The organism is Arthrobacter sp. Sr24 (assembly GCF_054511175.1).
In genome coordinates, this window is record NZ_JBTNDB010000026.1 from 34,297 (window position 1) to 49,872 (window position 15,576).

The 15,576-nt window shown below is 60.0% G+C and carries 12 protein-coding genes; 9 read left to right on the forward strand and 3 right to left on the reverse strand.

Annotated features, from left to right (window positions below; translation table 11 throughout):
* Nucleotides 1–284 precede the first annotated feature (284 nt).
* Nucleotides 285–2,204: a dynamin family protein gene (locus ACX80D_RS14760; RefSeq protein ID WP_459323625.1), complete on the forward strand. Its 1,920-nt coding sequence runs from the start codon at nucleotides 285–287 to the stop codon at nucleotides 2,202–2,204.
* Nucleotides 2,201–3,811, forward strand: a complete 1,611-nt coding sequence (locus ACX80D_RS14765) for a GTPase (protein ID WP_459323626.1) — start codon at nucleotides 2,201–2,203, stop codon at nucleotides 3,809–3,811. The genes ACX80D_RS14760 and ACX80D_RS14765 overlap by 4 nt, the downstream gene beginning before the upstream one ends.
* 160 nt (nucleotides 3,812–3,971) lie before the next feature.
* On the opposite strand, the gene ACX80D_RS14770 is transcribed toward ACX80D_RS14765, so the two are convergent.
* Both ACX80D_RS14770 and ACX80D_RS14775 read right to left on the reverse strand, forming a co-directional pair.
* Nucleotides 3,972–4,505: a DUF1697 domain-containing protein gene (locus tag ACX80D_RS14770; RefSeq protein ID WP_459323627.1), complete on the reverse strand. Its 534-nt coding sequence runs from the start codon at nucleotides 4,503–4,505 to the stop codon at nucleotides 3,972–3,974.
* A gap of 236 nt (nucleotides 4,506–4,741) precedes the next feature.
* Entirely contained in the window at nucleotides 4,742–5,461 is a 720-nt protein-coding gene (locus ACX80D_RS14775) for an IclR family transcriptional regulator (RefSeq protein WP_459323628.1), read from the reverse strand.
* Between the two features lie 205 nt (nucleotides 5,462–5,666).
* On the opposite strand from ACX80D_RS14775, the gene leuC reads away from it, so the two are divergent.
* The 7 genes from leuC to ACX80D_RS14810 all read left to right on the forward strand — a co-directional run bounded on the left by leuC (nucleotide 5,667) and on the right by ACX80D_RS14810 (nucleotide 13,867).
* Nucleotides 5,667–7,217 (forward strand): 3-isopropylmalate dehydratase large subunit, encoded by a 1,551-nt coding sequence (leuC, locus tag ACX80D_RS14780; protein WP_459323629.1) that lies wholly within the window; start codon nucleotides 5,667–5,669, stop codon nucleotides 7,215–7,217.
* A gap of 12 nt (nucleotides 7,218–7,229) precedes the next feature.
* A complete protein-coding gene (gene leuD / locus ACX80D_RS14785; protein ID WP_459323630.1) occupies nucleotides 7,230–7,829 on the forward strand; it encodes a 3-isopropylmalate dehydratase small subunit in 600 nt (199 codons plus the stop codon).
* A gap of 409 nt (nucleotides 7,830–8,238) precedes the next feature.
* Nucleotides 8,239–9,576, forward strand: coding sequence for a UDP-N-acetylglucosamine 1-carboxyvinyltransferase (gene murA, locus ACX80D_RS14790; RefSeq protein WP_459323631.1), 1,338 nt, complete (start codon nucleotides 8,239–8,241; stop codon nucleotides 9,574–9,576).
* A 5-nt stretch (nucleotides 9,577–9,581) separates the two neighbouring features.
* The gene (locus ACX80D_RS14795; RefSeq protein ID WP_459323632.1) at nucleotides 9,582–10,475 is read left to right on the forward strand and encodes a lysophospholipid acyltransferase family protein; all 894 of its coding nucleotides are present in this window, start codon (nucleotides 9,582–9,584) and stop codon (nucleotides 10,473–10,475) included.
* Nucleotides 10,472–11,509, forward strand: a complete 1,038-nt coding sequence (locus tag ACX80D_RS14800; RefSeq protein ID WP_459323633.1) for an NAD(P)H-dependent glycerol-3-phosphate dehydrogenase — start codon at nucleotides 10,472–10,474, stop codon at nucleotides 11,507–11,509. Before ACX80D_RS14795 ends, ACX80D_RS14800 begins: the two co-directional genes overlap by 4 nt.
* Nucleotides 11,510–11,512: 3 nt before the next feature.
* Nucleotides 11,513–12,646: a D-alanine--D-alanine ligase family protein gene (locus ACX80D_RS14805; protein ID WP_459323634.1), complete on the forward strand. Its 1,134-nt coding sequence runs from the start codon at nucleotides 11,513–11,515 to the stop codon at nucleotides 12,644–12,646.
* A 303-nt stretch (nucleotides 12,647–12,949) separates the two neighbouring features.
* Nucleotides 12,950–13,867, forward strand: a complete 918-nt coding sequence (locus ACX80D_RS14810) for a hypothetical protein (protein WP_459323635.1) — start codon at nucleotides 12,950–12,952, stop codon at nucleotides 13,865–13,867.
* Nucleotides 13,868–14,668: 801 nt separating this feature from the next.
* Here ACX80D_RS14810 and ACX80D_RS14815 read toward each other — a convergent pair.
* Nucleotides 14,669–15,576, reverse strand: a 908-nt coding sequence (locus ACX80D_RS14815; RefSeq protein WP_459323636.1) for a putative transposase, incomplete at its 5' end; no start/stop codon positions are given.

A 15,576-nucleotide genomic window follows, 5' to 3' on the forward strand; every position in this document is an offset into this window, starting at 1 on the left:
AAACGCTGCCGCGGGCCTGACTGTTCGAACCTAGATCCGGCATCCATTCATCCGTGAGCTTTAGTCGTTTTGCCAGCTGTAAACGACCATAGCTTTCGGATCAATCGCCACCGCCCCGGCCGCACGCCTCGCCATAGGTTGCAAGGTCAGATTCGATATATACATTTTGGCTGTTGAGCCTTAATCGCGTGCCAAGATCCTCCGCGCCTCACTGATACAACGCCCCGTACAACAATTTCGTAGCGGAACACCGCCAAAGTGCCGGAAAGAGGCGCCGGGCTGGCATGATAAGGCTTGTGAAACCCACCGATTCGAGTTACCCCGGCAGCAGCTCTGATGGCAATGGTGCCAATAGCGCTGCTAGCCCTGGCGCCAACACCGGCCCCGGCAAAGCCCCGAGCAAAGCTCCCAGCAACGCCCCGAGCCAAGCACAGACGAGCGCCCCACGCAACGGAGCCGCCGCGGCGCAACAGGACGCAGCCATCGAGCTGCTTGAAAGTGCCCGCGCTGAACTGGCCGCATTGCAGCTACCCCTTGAGTTGCCTGGCGCCCTGGAAGCTCGCATCACAGCAGCCAACGCGCTCGGCCAGCTCGATGACTACATTCTGCCGCGGTGGCGCAGCCTCGACGCTCCGCTGTTGGCAGTGGTGGGTGGCTCCACCGGCGCCGGAAAATCAACGCTCGTCAACGCTCTGGTGGGCCATCCCGTGACCCGATCCGGCGCCATTCGCCCCACAACGCGCCAGCCCATCTTGCTCCACCATCCCCAGGACGCTGACTGGTTCACCTCCAACAGGGTGCTGCCCACTTTGAGCCGTGTACAGGGTGAGCTGGTCAAGGCGAACACACCCGCCTCCCGCGCCGGTGCTGCCCCGGATGCGCGCGCCATGACGTCCCTAGTCCTCGTTGCTGATCAGGCCGTGCCGCAAGGCGTGGCTCTCCTGGATGCACCCGATGTGGACTCCATTTCCGATGACAACCGCCAACTTGCCGGGCAGCTGCTGGCCGCGGCAGATCTTTGGCTCTTCGTCACCACCGCCAATCGCTATGCCGACGCGGTGCCGTGGAAACTGCTTCTGGACGCCGCCTCGCGTGACATCACCGTGGCCATCATCTTGGACCGTGTCCCTGCCGGCGCCGAGGAAGAAGTGGCCGAGGATCTCCACGCCATGCTGAACCGTGAAGGGCTCGCCGGAGCGCAACTATTCGTGGTTCCGGAGGCTAGCCTCAATGAGCTCGGCATGCTCCCGCCGGCGGCTGTGCAGCCCATCAACGCCTGGCTGGCCAACATCAGCGAGGATGCAACAGGCCGCGCGGAGATAGTCCGCCGAACGCTCAACGGCACCGTCCGTTCCCTCTCTGAGCGCCTCACTGTGTTGTCCCAAGCCGTCGAAGACCAGCACGACGCCGGCAACCAGTTGGGCGAAGACGTCCACGCTGCCTTCGCGGACGCCGCAACGAGGATTGCCCAGTCCACCAGCGACGGCACACTTCTGCGCGGAGAGGTGTTGGCCCGCTGGCAGGATTTCGTGGGAACCGGGGAATTCTTCAGAGCCATTGAAAGCAATATTGGCCGCTTCCGCGACAGGATCGGCGCGTTCTTCAAGGGCCAACCGCCACCGGCCGTCAAGGTTGAAACTGCCATTGAAACCGGACTTCAAGCTGTCATCCTGGACCAGGCCGCCCGTGCAGCGGAGGATGCAGATCAGCGTTGGAGGGCAGATCCCGCCGGACGCCAATTGCTTGGACTGGATGATCTCTCCGGCGTGACCGAGGAATTCCCTGCAGAAGTGGCGGCGGAAATCCGGGCGTGGCAAGGCGAAGTGCTGGCACTCATTCGCTCCGAAGGGGCCTCCAAACGCTCCCAAGCACGGTGGCTTTCCTTCGGCGTCAACGGGCTGGGCGTCATTCTCATGATCGTGGTTTTCTCCTTCACCGGGGGGCTGACTGGAGCCGAGGTGGGCATCGCCGGCGGCACAGCTGTCGTGGGTCAAAAACTGCTGGAGGCGATCTTCGGCGAGGACGCCGTTCGCCGTCTAGCCAAGGAAGCCAAAGCAGCCCTGGAAAGGCGTTGCGCAAGCCTTCTGGACGGGCAGCAACAGCGTTTTCTGGACAGGCTCGCCCCGGCGCAAGCTGATGCGCAACGCCTGAATGAACTCGCCAAACAGCTCGGAAAGCTCGGAACGCAGGGGGGCAAGGCATGAGTCGGCACCGCGAAAGTCGCACCGAATCTACGCTGGACCGCAAACTCGCCGCCCTGAATCAGGCCCGCGAATTGGGTGAAGGGCGGCTCGATGAAGCAGCCTTGGAGAACGTCTATGGGGTCCTGGAACGCGCCACCTCACGGCGTTCTCTGAGCGCCGATCACACGGTGGTGGGCTTCTTCGGCGCCACCGGAAGTGGGAAGTCCTCGTTGTTCAACGCCGTCTCTGGCGCCGATGCGGCCCGGGTCGCCGTGCGCCGGCCCACCACCAGTGAGCCGCTCGCCATGATCTGGGGAATGGAGGGTAGTGCGCCGCTGCTGGACTGGCTGGAGATCGCCGATCGTCGCGAAGGTAAGCCCGTCCCTTCTCTGGTGGGCGACGCCGGAGGACTGGTTCTGCTGGACCTGCCGGATTTTGATTCGGTGCAGTTGAGTAACAGGGCCATTGTGGAGCGGTTGGCCGGGCAGGTGGATGTTCTGGTGTGGGTCTTGGATCCGCAAAAGTACGCCGATGCAGCCATTCACAATGATTTCATTCGGGCCTTCTCAAGTCACGCTGATGTGACGTTGGTGGTTCTGAATCAGATCGACAAGCTGGATCCCGCCGAGGCCAAACCCGTGCTGGAATCGCTGGCATCCATTCTTGACCGCGATGGGCTTTCCAATGTGAAAATCTCCGGCGTCTCGGCCACTACGGGACAGGGCGTGCCGGAGCTGCGCACCCGTATCGCCACCGTCGTCAAGGCGAAAGCTGCTAAATCTGCACGGCTTGCCGCGGATGTTTCCGTGGCCGCACAACGCCTGGCTGAAGCATCCGGTGAAGGCGAAGCAGCCGGGGTGCACCAGCAGGATCGTAAGGCGCTGACCGCCGGGCTTGCCAACGCTGCCCACGTGGAAAACGTCGTCTCAGCGGTGCGTGTGTCCTATAAGTTGGATGCCACCAAACGGACGGGCTGGCCGGTGACCCGCTGGATTTCACGCTTCCGCAAGGACCCGCTGCGTCGTTTGAGTTTGCGCCGCGAGGGCACCTCCGAGGTGAACCGGACCTCGTTGCCGTCAGCCGGGGCTGCAGAATTAGCGCAACTGGATTCCAGCGTCCGTGACTTTGCCGATGCGGCCAGTGCAGGCTCATCTGGTCCATGGCGCGCTTCCATCCGCGCCGCCGCGCGCAGCAACCGTGCCGAGCTGCCCGATGCTTTGGATCAAGCCGTGGCCAGCACCGATCTGAAGGCGAACACTCGCGCTTGGTGGTGGCCGGTGTTCTCCGTCATTCAGTGGCTGGCGCTGCTCGTAGCCGTGGGCGGATTGGTGTGGTTGGGCGTGCTCGCCGCGCTGGCCTATTTCCAGATGCCTGTTCCCGAGGTGCCTCAGGTGGAAGGGTGGCCGTTGCCCACGTTGATGGTGCTCGCGGGTGTGGTGCTGGGTATTTTCCTGGCCATCACCTCGAAGTTCCTTGCCGCTGCGGGGGCTAGTTGCAGGGCGTCACTGGCCAGGCGGCGGCTGCGTGAGAGTGTTGCCGCCACGGGGGAGACGCTCGTGGTGGATCCTACCGAGGCTGAGATTGCCCACTTCCGCGCCTTCCACGAGGCGCTGGCCCAGACCCGCTGAGCCCTTGCTGAGCGACCCGGGCCTATTTCTGCCCCGCGGCATTTTTCGAGTTGCCACTTAACGTTGATGTTTTCGCGGAACATCAACGTTAAGTGGCAACTCGATTTCGTCACGGGGCTGGCGTTGGGAGGCAGGCGTTGGGAGACCGCCGGTGGCGCTGTCACCCAGCCATGGTGTCGCGGCACTTTTCGAGAGTGCGTAGATTGCGGGTCGTGGTCGTACTTTTATAGCGCGGCTTGGCCGAAAGTTTGCTGAACGGGCTATCCAAAGTTCCCCCGATGGCGGCTGTCCACGCGAGGGCTTCGGGGCTGAGCCTGGCAAGTTCGACGCCTGGAATCGCACCACCCTGCCGCGCCAGTTCGTCGAGGGTGGCAGGGTCCGAGGAGAGCGTGATGTAGCTGTGGGTGGAATCGTCATCGGCCGGGTAGGGGCAGGCGGCGATGATGGATTCCAGCGTGGCCTGGGCGATGACAACCACCCAGGCGTCGTAGCCGAAGCGTTCGCGCAGTAGGGCCTCTACCAGGGTTTTCAGCTCGGGGGCGTCAAGCTCGGCGGTGCACACAATATTGCCGGAGGCCAGCAGCGTTCTGACTTTTGACAGGGGGAGGGTGGCCAGTGCTGTGCGGAGTTCGGCCATCTTCACCTTGACGCCGCCCACGTTAATCCCGCGAAGGAACACAGCATAATTGCTCATGCGCAAACACTACCCTGCGTGGGGAGAGCTAGAGAGCTAGAGAGTTAGAGAGCTAGAGAGCTAGAGAGTTAGATGCCAGGATGCCAGATCCTATCGCCCCCGGGTATGTCGCTGAAGCTGCGGACGGTTAACGCAGAACGGGGCGCCACTCACAAAGTGGCGCCCCGTTCGGACGTAATGGAACGCAGGCGTGGTGGGACGCGCAGCGAGAAGCCACGGATCACAGCCAGTTAGGGCTAGGAAGAGCCCTTGCGCAGTGCCTCGGTCAGGATGCGGGAAGCGTTGCACACGATTTCTGCGTGCAGGCGGCCGGGCTGGCGGGTGAGGCGTTCGATCGGGCCGGAGATGGAGACAGCGGCAATGACGCGGCCGGACGGGCCACGCACCGGAGCTGACACTGAGGCCACACCGGGCTCACGTTCGCCGAGGGACTGGCCCCAACCGCGGCGTCTGACACCAGCCAAAACCGTGGGTGTGAAGCGCGCGTTGTGCAGGCCCTCGAGCAAGCGTTCGTGGTCTTCCCAGGCCAGCAACACCTGAGCGGCGGAGCCGGCTTTCATTGTCAGCTGTGTGCCGACGGGAATGGTGTCGCGCAGGCCGATGGGACGTTCGGCCGATGCCACGCAGACGCGGGAATCGCCCTGGCGGCGGAAAATTTGTGCACTTTCCCCGGTGGAGTCGCGCAATTGCAGGAGTACCGGGCCAGCGGCGGCAATGAGCCGGTCTTCGCCGGCGGCCGAGGCCAGCTCAACAAGGCGGCTGCCGAGCACAAATCGGCCTTGCATATCGCGGCTCACCAGCCGGTGATGTACCAAGGCAAGTGCCAACCTGTGCACTGTGGGTCGTGCTAAACCTGTGGCTGCAACAAGTTGAGCCAAGGTGGTGGGGCCGGCTTCCAATGCATCAAGCACAAGAGCCGCTTTGTCGATGACGCCAACGCCGCTAGAATTGTCCATGTAATGATATTACGGTCTCATTATGTGAGATGCCAATCGAAGAATTGGCTTCCGCCCGGATGGGGCTGGAACAGTAGAGGTATACAAGCTACGAATCCACTGGAAGTTCCCTTCAATTCTAGGCGAAGGGACCGCTTCGGTACGGCTTAGGCCAGTGGATTAACCAGTGAATTAACACGTGATTCAATAAGTGAAGGGAGCTGCTGTGAGCGAGTCAATGACCTCCCACGCAGTGGATGGAACAGCCATGGATGCCACAGCTGTGGACAGCACAGGAGTAGAGACAGTAGAGGTGGCACCGGTTGCCCCGCGCCGGGCCGCAAAGACGCTTGCGGAAAAAGTCTGGCGTGACCATGTTGTTCGTCAGGGTGAAGGTGAGGGCGACGCTGCCCAGCCCGACCTTCTCTACATCGACCTTCACTTGATCCACGAAGTCACCTCACCGCAGGCCTTCGAGGGTTTGCGCCTGGCTGGCCGGCCGCTGCGTCGCCCCGATCTGACCATCGCTACGGAGGATCACAACACTCCTACGCTGGCCATCGATAAGCCGATCGCTGATCTCACCAGCCGTACCCAGATCCAGACCTTGCGCAATAACTGCGCCGAGTTTGGCGTACGGCTGCACTCACTGGGCGACGCCGAACAGGGCATTGTTCACGTGGTGGGCCCGCAGCTGGGTCTGACCCAGCCGGGTATGACAGTGGTGTGCGGCGATTCCCACACTTCAACCCATGGCGCCGTGGGTGCTTTGGCGTTTGGTATTGGTACCTCTGAGGTTGAGCACGTCATGGCGACCCAGACATTGCCGCTGAAGCCGTTCAAGACGATGGCCATCAATGTTGAAGGAACGCTGCGTCCCGGCGTCACCTCTAAGGACATCATCTTGGCTGTGATTGCCAAGATCGGTACCGGTGGAGGCCAGGGCTACGTGCTGGAATACCGTGGCTCGGCCATTCGCGCACTGTCCATGGATGCACGTATGACCGTGTGCAATATGTCCATCGAGGCCGGCGCCCGTGCAGGCATGATCGCCCCCGATGAGATCACCTTCGAGTACCTCAAGGGCCGTGCCCACGCACCTGTCGGCCAGGACTGGGATGACGCCCTGGAGTACTGGAAGTCGCTGCCCACCGAGGACGACGCCGAATTCGACGCCGAGGTCTTCCTGGACGCCAACACGCTGGAGCCATTCGTCACCTGGGGTACCAACCCAGGCCAGGGCGTTTCCTTGAGTGAGAACGTTCCGAACCCGGAGGACTTCGCTGACGAAAACGCCAAGGCCGCCGCTGAGCGCGCATTGGCGTATATGGATCTGGAAGCTGGCACTCCCATGAAGGATATCCGTGTTGACACGGTGTTCCTGGGTTCCTGCACCAACTCCCGCATCGAGGATCTGCGCATCGCCGCAGACATTATCCGCGGCCGCGAAAAGGATCCGAACATCCGCATGCTGGTTGTTCCCGGCTCCGCACGTGTGCGTTTGGAAGCCGAAGCTGAAGGACTGGACAAGGTGTTCTTGGACTTCGGTGCTGAGTGGCGGTTCGCCGGCTGCTCCATGTGCTTGGGCATGAACCCGGATCAGCTGGAACCGGGGGAGCGTTGCGCGTCCACCTCAAACCGTAACTTCGAAGGCCGGCAGGGCAAGGGTGGCCGCACCCACCTGGTCTCTCCTGTTGTAGCAGCTGCTACCGCTATTCGCGGAACCCTCAGCTCACCGTCGGACCTCTCACCTGTTGCCACAAGCACCGTAGCGTAAGGAGCTCACACCATGGAAAAGTTCTCCACCCACACCGGTATTGGTGTCCCGCTGCGCCAGAGCAACGTTGACACGGACCAGATCATCCCCGCCGTTTACCTCAAGCGGATCACCCGCACCGGCTTCGAGGACGCGTTGTTCTCGAGCTGGCGCAAGGACCCGGAATTCATCCTGAACCAGGAGCCATACTCGGCTGGTTCTGTGCTGGTTGCTGGCGCCGACTTCGGCACGGGTTCTTCGCGTGAGCACGCCGTTTGGGCGCTGAAGGACTACGGCTTCAAGGCTGTGCTGTCCTCACGGTTCGCCGATATCTTCCGCGGCAACTCCGGCAAGCAGGGGCTCGTGGCCGCTGAGGTTGCGCAGGATGACATCGAGCTGATCTGGAAGGTCCTGGAAAACGCTCCGGGCACCGAAGTCACTGTTGACCTGGTGGCCAAGATGGTCACGGCCGGCACTGTGGTGGCCCCGTTCCAGATTGACGATTACACCCGCTGGCGCCTGCTGGAAGGTCTGGACGACATTGGTCTGACGCTGCGCAATGAGCCAGACATCACAGCATTCGAGGCTAAGCGCCCGGCCATTAAGCCGCGGACGCTGCCGGCGAAGGTCTAACTTTCCGCCCAATTCTGCAGGACAGAGCAATGGTCACCTGCTAGTGAAATGTCACTAGCAGGTGACCATTGTTCTGTCCTTGGACTTCCTGAGTCTCCGGACTGGCCGGATCGAGCAACAACTCCCACGGTTTCGAAATCCAGGGAGAGATTCTGTTCGTTGGACATTGCCGAGATTTGGGCCGCCACTGTGACCAGCGGCCAGCAGTGCGAGAACGCCAACTCGTGTGGATGTGACTCGGTGTGGCCGAGCAAGTCTGGGCAGCTAATGCGATACCGCTCATTTCAGCATCCGTAGCGAAGAAACTATGCTTGACTGAAGCCCCGGCGTGTACCGGGAGGCGCCCGGTTGGTATGGGACAACCCCGGACGCCGCGCGAAAAAAAGTTGTAACAGAGGATTAGGTGAAGATGAGCGGCATTCTGACAGTCCGTGGCGGGGTTCCGCTGAAGGGACGCGTACAAGTGCGCGGTGCCAAGAACCTTGTGCCTAAGGCGATGGTGGCCGCGTTGCTGGGAAACAGTCCCTCAACGCTACGCAACGTGCCGGAAATCAAGGATGTTGAAGTTGTCACTTCGCTGCTCCAGATTCACGGGATCACGGTGGAGAAGGACCCCATCACAGGGGACCTGACACTGGACCCGGCCAACGCCAAAAAGGCCAACACCGCCGAGATCAACACTCACGCCGGTGACTCACGCATTCCGATCCTGTTGTGCGGACCCTTGATTCACTCGATCGGACACGCCTTCATTCCGGATCTGGGCGGTTGTAAGATCGGGGACCGTCCCATCGACTACCACCTGGATGTGCTGCGCAAGTTTGGCGCTGTTGTTGAGAAGACCGGAGGCGGCATCTCCATCACCGCACCCAACGGACTCCAAGGCACCAAGATCTCCCTGCCGTACCCCAGCGTAGGTGCTACCGAACAGGTACTGCTTTCCGCCACCCGTGCCGAGGGAATCACCGAACTTTCGGGTGCCGCTACTGAGCCCGAGATCATTGACTTGATCGCCATCTTGCAAAAAATGGGTGCCATCATCTCCGTGCAGACGGATAGGACAATCCGCATTGAGGGCGTTGCCGAGCTCGCCGGCTACGATCACACCGCTCTGCCGGACCGCAACGAATCCGCCTCCTGGGCCTCGGCAGCACTCGTCACCGGTGGTGATATCTACGTTGAAGGCGCTAGCCAGCGCGACATGATGACGTTCGTGAACACCTTCCGCAAAATTGGTGGCGGCATGGACATTCAAGATGACGGCATTCGCTTCTTCCACAAAGGCGGGGAACTGAAGCCGCTGGTTCTGGAAACCGATGTTCACCCCGGCTTCATGACCGATTGGCAGCAGCCACTGGTGGTGGCACTCACGCAGGCCGAGGGCGTTTCGATCGTCCACGAAACCGTGTATGAGAACCGCTTCGGCTTCACCAAGGCACTGAATCGGATGGGCGCTAACATTCAGCTCCACCGTGAATGCCTAGGTAGCATTCCGTGCCGTTTCGGGCAGCGCAACTTTGTTCACTCAGCCGTTATTTCTGGCTCAACGCCCCTAAAGGGCGCCAAAATTAACGTCCCCGATCTACGCGGCGGATTCAGCCACATGATCGCAGCTCTTGCCGCCGAGGGCACCTCCACCGTGACCGGCATTGACGTCATCAGCCGCGGCTACGAACGCTTTACCACCAAGCTGCAGGGACTGGGCGCCGACTTCGACGTGCACGATTCCAATAAGTTCGTAGGCTAGGAGCCATGAGCGCTGACGAGACTGGCAAGCCCCCGCACAAGCGGCCCTTCAAGCCCCGTGGCATGAGCCACAAGACGCGCATGTTCTTTACGCTCGTGGCAGGGATTGCCCGGTCCGTCATGAACGTCATTATCGGCAAGGAATGGCACGGCCTACAGAAGCTGCCCCGGGACGAAGGCTTCATTGTGGTGCCCAACCACACCACGGAAATTGACCCGATCGTGGTGGGCCATCTGCTGTATAACCAAAACATCATGCCGCACTTTTTGGCTAAGGATGGGTTGTTCAAAGTTCCCGTGGTGGGCACCGCCCTGCGGGGTGCTCAGCAGATTCCCGTGGAGCGCAGTGGCGCCGGTGCTGGCAAGTCTCTCGTTGCCGCTCAGACCGTGCTCGACGGCGGCGGCGCGGTAGTAATCTACCCCGAGGGAACGCTCACCCGTGATCCCGAATTGTGGCCCATGAAGGGCCGCACCGGAGCGGCCAGGCTCGCCTTGGGTACCGGTGCCAAGGTCATTCCGGTGGTTCATTGGGGCGCCCACGAGGTCTTTCCCCGCTACGGCAAGGGCTTCCAAATCTTCCCGCGTAAGCGTGTCAAAGTGGTGGTTGGCGATCCCATTGACCTCAGCGAATTCAAGGGCCGCACTGGCGATAAGGCCACGCTCGAGGCCATGACTGAAATCATTATGGTGGCGATCACCGGCATGGTTGAGGAACTCCGTGGAGAAAAGGCCCCCGCCGTGCGCTGGGATCCTTCCGCGCATCAGCAGTCCAGCCACGGCCGTTTCGTGGAGCGCGGATCTACGGCCAGCACCAAGAACCAAGACCCAAAGAACCAAGACCCAAAGAACCAAGACACCAAGAACGCTTCCGGCACAACAGAAACAGGGGATCTTTCGTGAGTATTGTGGATGGTTTGGCGCCGGAAAAGATTGCCGTCTTGGGTGCTGGCAGCTGGGGAACCACCTTCGCCAAGATCCTCGGCGACGCCGCAGCAGGCACCGACCGCAGTATCGTACTCTGGGGCCGGCGCCAAGAAGTGGTGGATCAGATCAATAATCTCCACCGCAACCCGCGCTACCTCTCCACCACTGAGCTCCCCAAGAACATCTCCGCTTCCGTAGACGTCCAAGAAGTCCTCAAGGACGCCGAACTGGTGGTGCTGGCTGTTCCCGCCCAGACTTTGCGCGAGCAACTGCGTGGGCTGGCCGGGTTCATAGCCAAGGATGCCGTGGTCGTCAGTTTGATGAAGGGGCTGGAGCTCGGCACGGACCAGCGCATGTCCCAGGTCATCGAGCAGGAATTGGGGATCGGGCCTGACCGCGTGGTGGTGGTCTCCGGACCGAACCTGGCCATGGAAATTGCGCGCCAAGAACCCACTGCCTCGGTGGTGGCGTGCGCGGATGAGAATACGGCCAAGTGGGTTGCGAACGTGTGCAAGCCCAAGTACTTCCGCCCGTACACCGTCGATGATGTGGTGGGCGTGGAGATCGGCGGGATCGTCAAGAATGTGATCGCGCTGTGCGTGGGTATTTGTGAAGGCCAGAAGGTGGGGGACAACACCAAAGCCTCGGTCATCACGCGCGGGCTCGCCGAGACCACGCGGCTGGCTCTTGCTCTGGGCGGTAAGGCCGAGACCATGGCCGGGCTCGCGGGCCTGGGCGACCTTGTTGCTACGTGCTCGTCCTCGTTGAGCCGCAACCACACCGCCGGGCGCATGTTGGGCGAAGGCCTCACCCTGGATGAGGTCAACAACCGCATGACGCAGACCGCCGAGGGCATCAAGTCCGGGCGCGCGGTCTCGGACCTCGCCGCGAAGATGGGTGTGGATATGCCCATCACCAACGCCGTGGTGGGCGTCCTTGAAGGTAAACTGACTGTCGATGAACTGGGGCCGCTGCTGCTGGCCCGCCAATTGAAATCCGAAGGCGATTAACGCGTGACTACCGATTCCCCCGCTACAACTGCGCCCATCCGTGTGGCCATCCTCTTCGGCGGGCGCTCCAGCGAGCATGCCGTGAGCTGTGTGACGGCAGCCGGTGTGCTGGGTGCCATTGACAGGACCAAGTACGACGTCGTTCCCTTGGGTATTGCGAAAAACGGCCAGTGGGTTTTGGCTGCTGAGGACATCGCTGGCTGGTCCCTTTCGGGCGGTGCCCTGCCGGAGGTAACCCCTGGGGAGCAGACTGTTTCGCTGGCTCACCTAGGTGGCGGGCACCAGCTGGTGCTGTCCGAGGCCGGCAAGTTGCCGCAGGAACTGGGCGCCGTGGATGTGGTGTTCCCGCTATTGCACGGCCCGTGGGGTGAGGACGGAACTCTGCAGGGAATGCTGGAACTCAGCGATACCCGCTACGTTGGCGCAGGTGTGCTGGCATCCGCTATTGGCATGGACAAGCACTTCATGAAGGTGGTCTTTGAGTCCGCTGGGTTGGCTGTTGGGCCTTATGTTGCCGTGACCGATCGCGAGTGGACTGTAGACCCGGCGAAGGTGCGCGAACGCGTTGCAGCATTGGGTTTCCCCGTGTTTGTGAAGCCGGCCCGTGCCGGCTCTTCCATGGGCATCTCCAAGGTGGATTCGCTGGCCGAGCTGGATGCCGCCATTGCTGAGGCCCGCGAGCATGATCTAAAGCTGGTGATTGAGGCTGGGATCGTAGGCCGGGAAATTGAAGTTGCTGTGCTTGAAGGCCAGGGGAGTGACGCTCCGCGCGTCTCGCTGCCTGGAGAGATTGCCATGGCCAATGACGAGCACGCGTTCTATGACTTTGAGGCGAAGTACGTTCAGGGCAACGCCGTGAACTTGAGCTGCCCGGCGGACATGCCGGCGGCTGATATTGAGCGGGTCCGTGAGTTGGCAGGGGTGGCGTTTGACGCTGTCGGTGCCGAGGGCCTTTCTCGCGTGGACTTCTTCTACACCGAAGCTGGTGAGCTGATCATCAACGAGATCAACACCATGCCCGGTTTCACGCCCAGTTCCATGTACCCGCAGATGTGGCAGGCCTCGGGACTGAGTTACCCGGACCTGATCGATGAGCTGCTGCAGCTGGCGCTAAACCGCAAGGTCGGCCTCCGCTAACCCACACCGCACCTTCGGACGCTAGCGCAGCAATGGTGTCTTTTCTCCGGACGCTAGGGCAGCAATGGTTGCTTTAGTCCGGACGCTAGGGCAGCAAGGTGTGGGAGTTCTGCACCGATCTGAACCAGTCACGATGGCTGACAAGACCGGTTAGGATTGTAGTTGTGTCGATTTCCGCATGGGGAACACTAATTCACAATAAATGGGTCTGATCCAGTCCGTTTCCGGCGACGGTATGCGTAGTCTTGAATGATATTCGCAGATTATTGTCACGAATCTTATTTGGGCTGATAAAATCTCACAATGTCGCGTGAACGGAGAAAACCCAGAGGTATTGTCGTTGCTCGCCTGCTTGGTGCCTATGTCTATTTGTTCCCGCTTGCATTGGGGGTCAACCTACCGGCCCTGTTGGGCTTGGACTGGGACGACCTGCCGTGGATAAAATACGGCGCCTACATGTGGTTCCTGGCAGTTCTTTTGAAGGGTTTCTTGGCTAGAAGTCTCAAAAGAGATATGGAAGAGCTCCGGAAAACTCTTGAAGAGGGTATTCGTTATCTTATCGATGATTTGCTCGACGTATTTGAGTTTTCAGTAATCCAAGACTCGGCTTCAGATCAGAATATTGACGAGAGTCTGGGCTCCCCTGAGAGGCTCGAAAAACAACGGCTCGAGCGTTTTCAAACGATGCTCGTCCAAGTCCCTCACTATATTGCAAGTTTGGCGGGGAGGGCTGGTGTGGTGGAAGCTCAGATATTTGTTGCTTGCCGACACAATGGGCACAGTCACTTTGTCTCTCGTTATTCCAACAAGAAACCAGGTTCAAAGAAGCACTTTTCGAACTTGAAAAATGCTGATGGAGGTTTTGCCGATCCTGTCGCTGGCGAAGTATGGACAGCAGCAGAACATAATTTGACTCGAGCATACAAGAATTTGACGTGGCGGGCTCCACTTTGGGGTGACAAGCCATATGGTTGGAGACGGTTTGCGAAACACAAGCATGCAACATTTATGACGACTCCCATTTTCAGCTCAGATGATCAGCCAGCAGGGCTCTTGACCATTAATGCGACTCGCCCCAATGCGCTGACTGCTGTGGATGCCGATGTCATCGAACTCGTCGCACAGATGATACAGAGTGCAAATTTGCTCTGTGGATACCTCGATGAGCAAGGGGAGTATGAGACGATGGTTCCAGAACGACAACGGAGGTGCAAAGGGTAGTGTCAACATCGAACAGCCATATGATGCCGCGGTGGCGTGCTCAAATAGTTGCCGACAAAGAGGCGTTCCTAAAAGCTTCTAGGGAAAAATCACAGCCAAAGCAGACCCGTAGTGTGCGCAAGGCCGCAAATCAACACACTGAAAAGACTGGTTCTCGGTTTCAGATGTGGAAGTCGAAGAGCAAATAACGTTCTAGGTGACCTTGGGAACGGGGTCCTCTGGTGCTGATCGTCTCTGCGAGTTGGGTTTTCTGCCCCGTCTTAGGTGGGTACATCATCGACGTGATGAAAAGTGTCTGACTCCCTGAGGAATGAATGATCGCAGTCAATGCGAATCACCACTCTGCGGCTTCCTGGATTACTGCAGGAGGCGCTTGATCACAAGGATTCCCTTCGCTGGCTTCCCTCCTCAATGATCTCCGAAGGGGCTAGAAACTCTAATACGTTCACCTGACAGACGCTCACGGTCCATTTTTGGACTATGTGCAATCAGAAGACCGTTCCTGAAAGCTGACACTATTATTCCGCCATTGGAATAGAAGCAGCGTGGAGGTCAACTCGCAGCTAAATGCCCCCGCTAGCGGGCCAGGGGCAGTACTCACCCGGATAGGTTGAATGCCGGCTAGGTGGGATCCGGAGAATTGGTGAGCAACTCCGGTTCTTGCGCACATCGCGGGCCAGGTTTCCCGAGCATTTTTTCGATGAGGCACGTACCGCCGCCTTCGTGAGTGCTTTGACTGAGCGTTGTCAGCCGGCCGATAATTTCGAGCGTCAAAGGGCTCAGGACTCCTGACATCACGATTTAATTGATAAGAGCCGGGGTCTTGGTTTTGATGGCGTATTTGAGGATCAGGTTGGTTCCGGGATAGTAGGTAGTGGTGTTGGTGAGGTGCTCGCATAGCTGGGCGGCGGCCGCAGTTTTCGCTGTGGTCGGTAGCGGGTCCAAGGTGATGGTCAGGTATCCGGGCTCGGTGGTGGTGATGTCGCCGCTCTGATGGAACATCTGGCGCATGAGGGCGTGGGCTTCCTGGTTCGCGCGTTTGTAGCCGGTGTTGGTGCGGATCTCGCGGGCGAGGGTCATCGCTGTGTTGTAGGCGGCCATACGGATGCCGGTGTGGATCATCTTCACCTCGGTATCGAGGACTTGCTGGCCGGGATTCAGGTCACCGAGGCGGATCTTCGTCGGAATTCGCTGATGAATCTTTTCAGCAGTAACCAAAGCGGTTTCTGCTTCCCATACTGGTGCCATGACGTGGTTGTGCATGGCGCTGGTGACCGTGACTTCATCCGTGCCCTGGGCCGGGGTTTTCAACGCCAGCAGGTTCAGATCAGCCACGGCTGATGCTTCTGCGTGATGGCGCCGGGCAGCAACAACCTTTTGGTAAGCGCGGGCCTTCGCCGGTTCAGGCACCAAACGGTCCTCGTTGTCATCGGTGCTGGTGTAGGAGTCATGGGAGTCCAGGGCGAAGTGCATACGGGCGTAGCGGAACTGATTTTCCTGCCGCCACCTATTGCCCATCCGATACACGGCTTCGCCGGAGGGAAGGTCATGATCGGTGGTGAGGATGTGGATTTGCCGGGTGCCACCACCAGTGGTGCCCACGATCCGGCTAATCTGGCGGATACTGAAGACTTCCCCCGTCTTCTTCGTGGCGTTCAAGCCCAGGTCAACGACCGTGTCAGCGACCGACCATGTCTTCTCTTCCCCGT

Coding starts and splice junctions, on each gene's coding strand:
- ACX80D_RS14760 (WP_459323625.1), top strand. CDS start 285: ATGATAAGGCTTGTGAAACCCACCGATTCGAGTTACCCCGGCAGCAGC.
- ACX80D_RS14765 (WP_459323626.1), top strand. CDS start 2,201: ATGAGTCGGCACCGCGAAAGTCGCACCGAATCTACGCTGGACCGCAAA.
- ACX80D_RS14770 (WP_459323627.1), bottom strand. CDS start 4,505: ATGAGCAATTATGCTGTGTTCCTTCGCGGGATTAACGTGGGCGGCGTC.
- ACX80D_RS14775 (WP_459323628.1), bottom strand. CDS start 5,461: ATGGACAATTCTAGCGGCGTTGGCGTCATCGACAAAGCGGCTCTTGTG.
- leuD (WP_459323630.1), top strand. CDS start 7,230: ATGGAAAAGTTCTCCACCCACACCGGTATTGGTGTCCCGCTGCGCCAG.
- murA (WP_459323631.1), top strand. CDS start 8,239: ATGAGCGGCATTCTGACAGTCCGTGGCGGGGTTCCGCTGAAGGGACGC.
- ACX80D_RS14795 (WP_459323632.1), top strand. CDS start 9,582: ATGAGCGCTGACGAGACTGGCAAGCCCCCGCACAAGCGGCCCTTCAAG.
- ACX80D_RS14810 (WP_459323635.1), top strand. CDS start 12,950: ATGTCGCGTGAACGGAGAAAACCCAGAGGTATTGTCGTTGCTCGCCTG.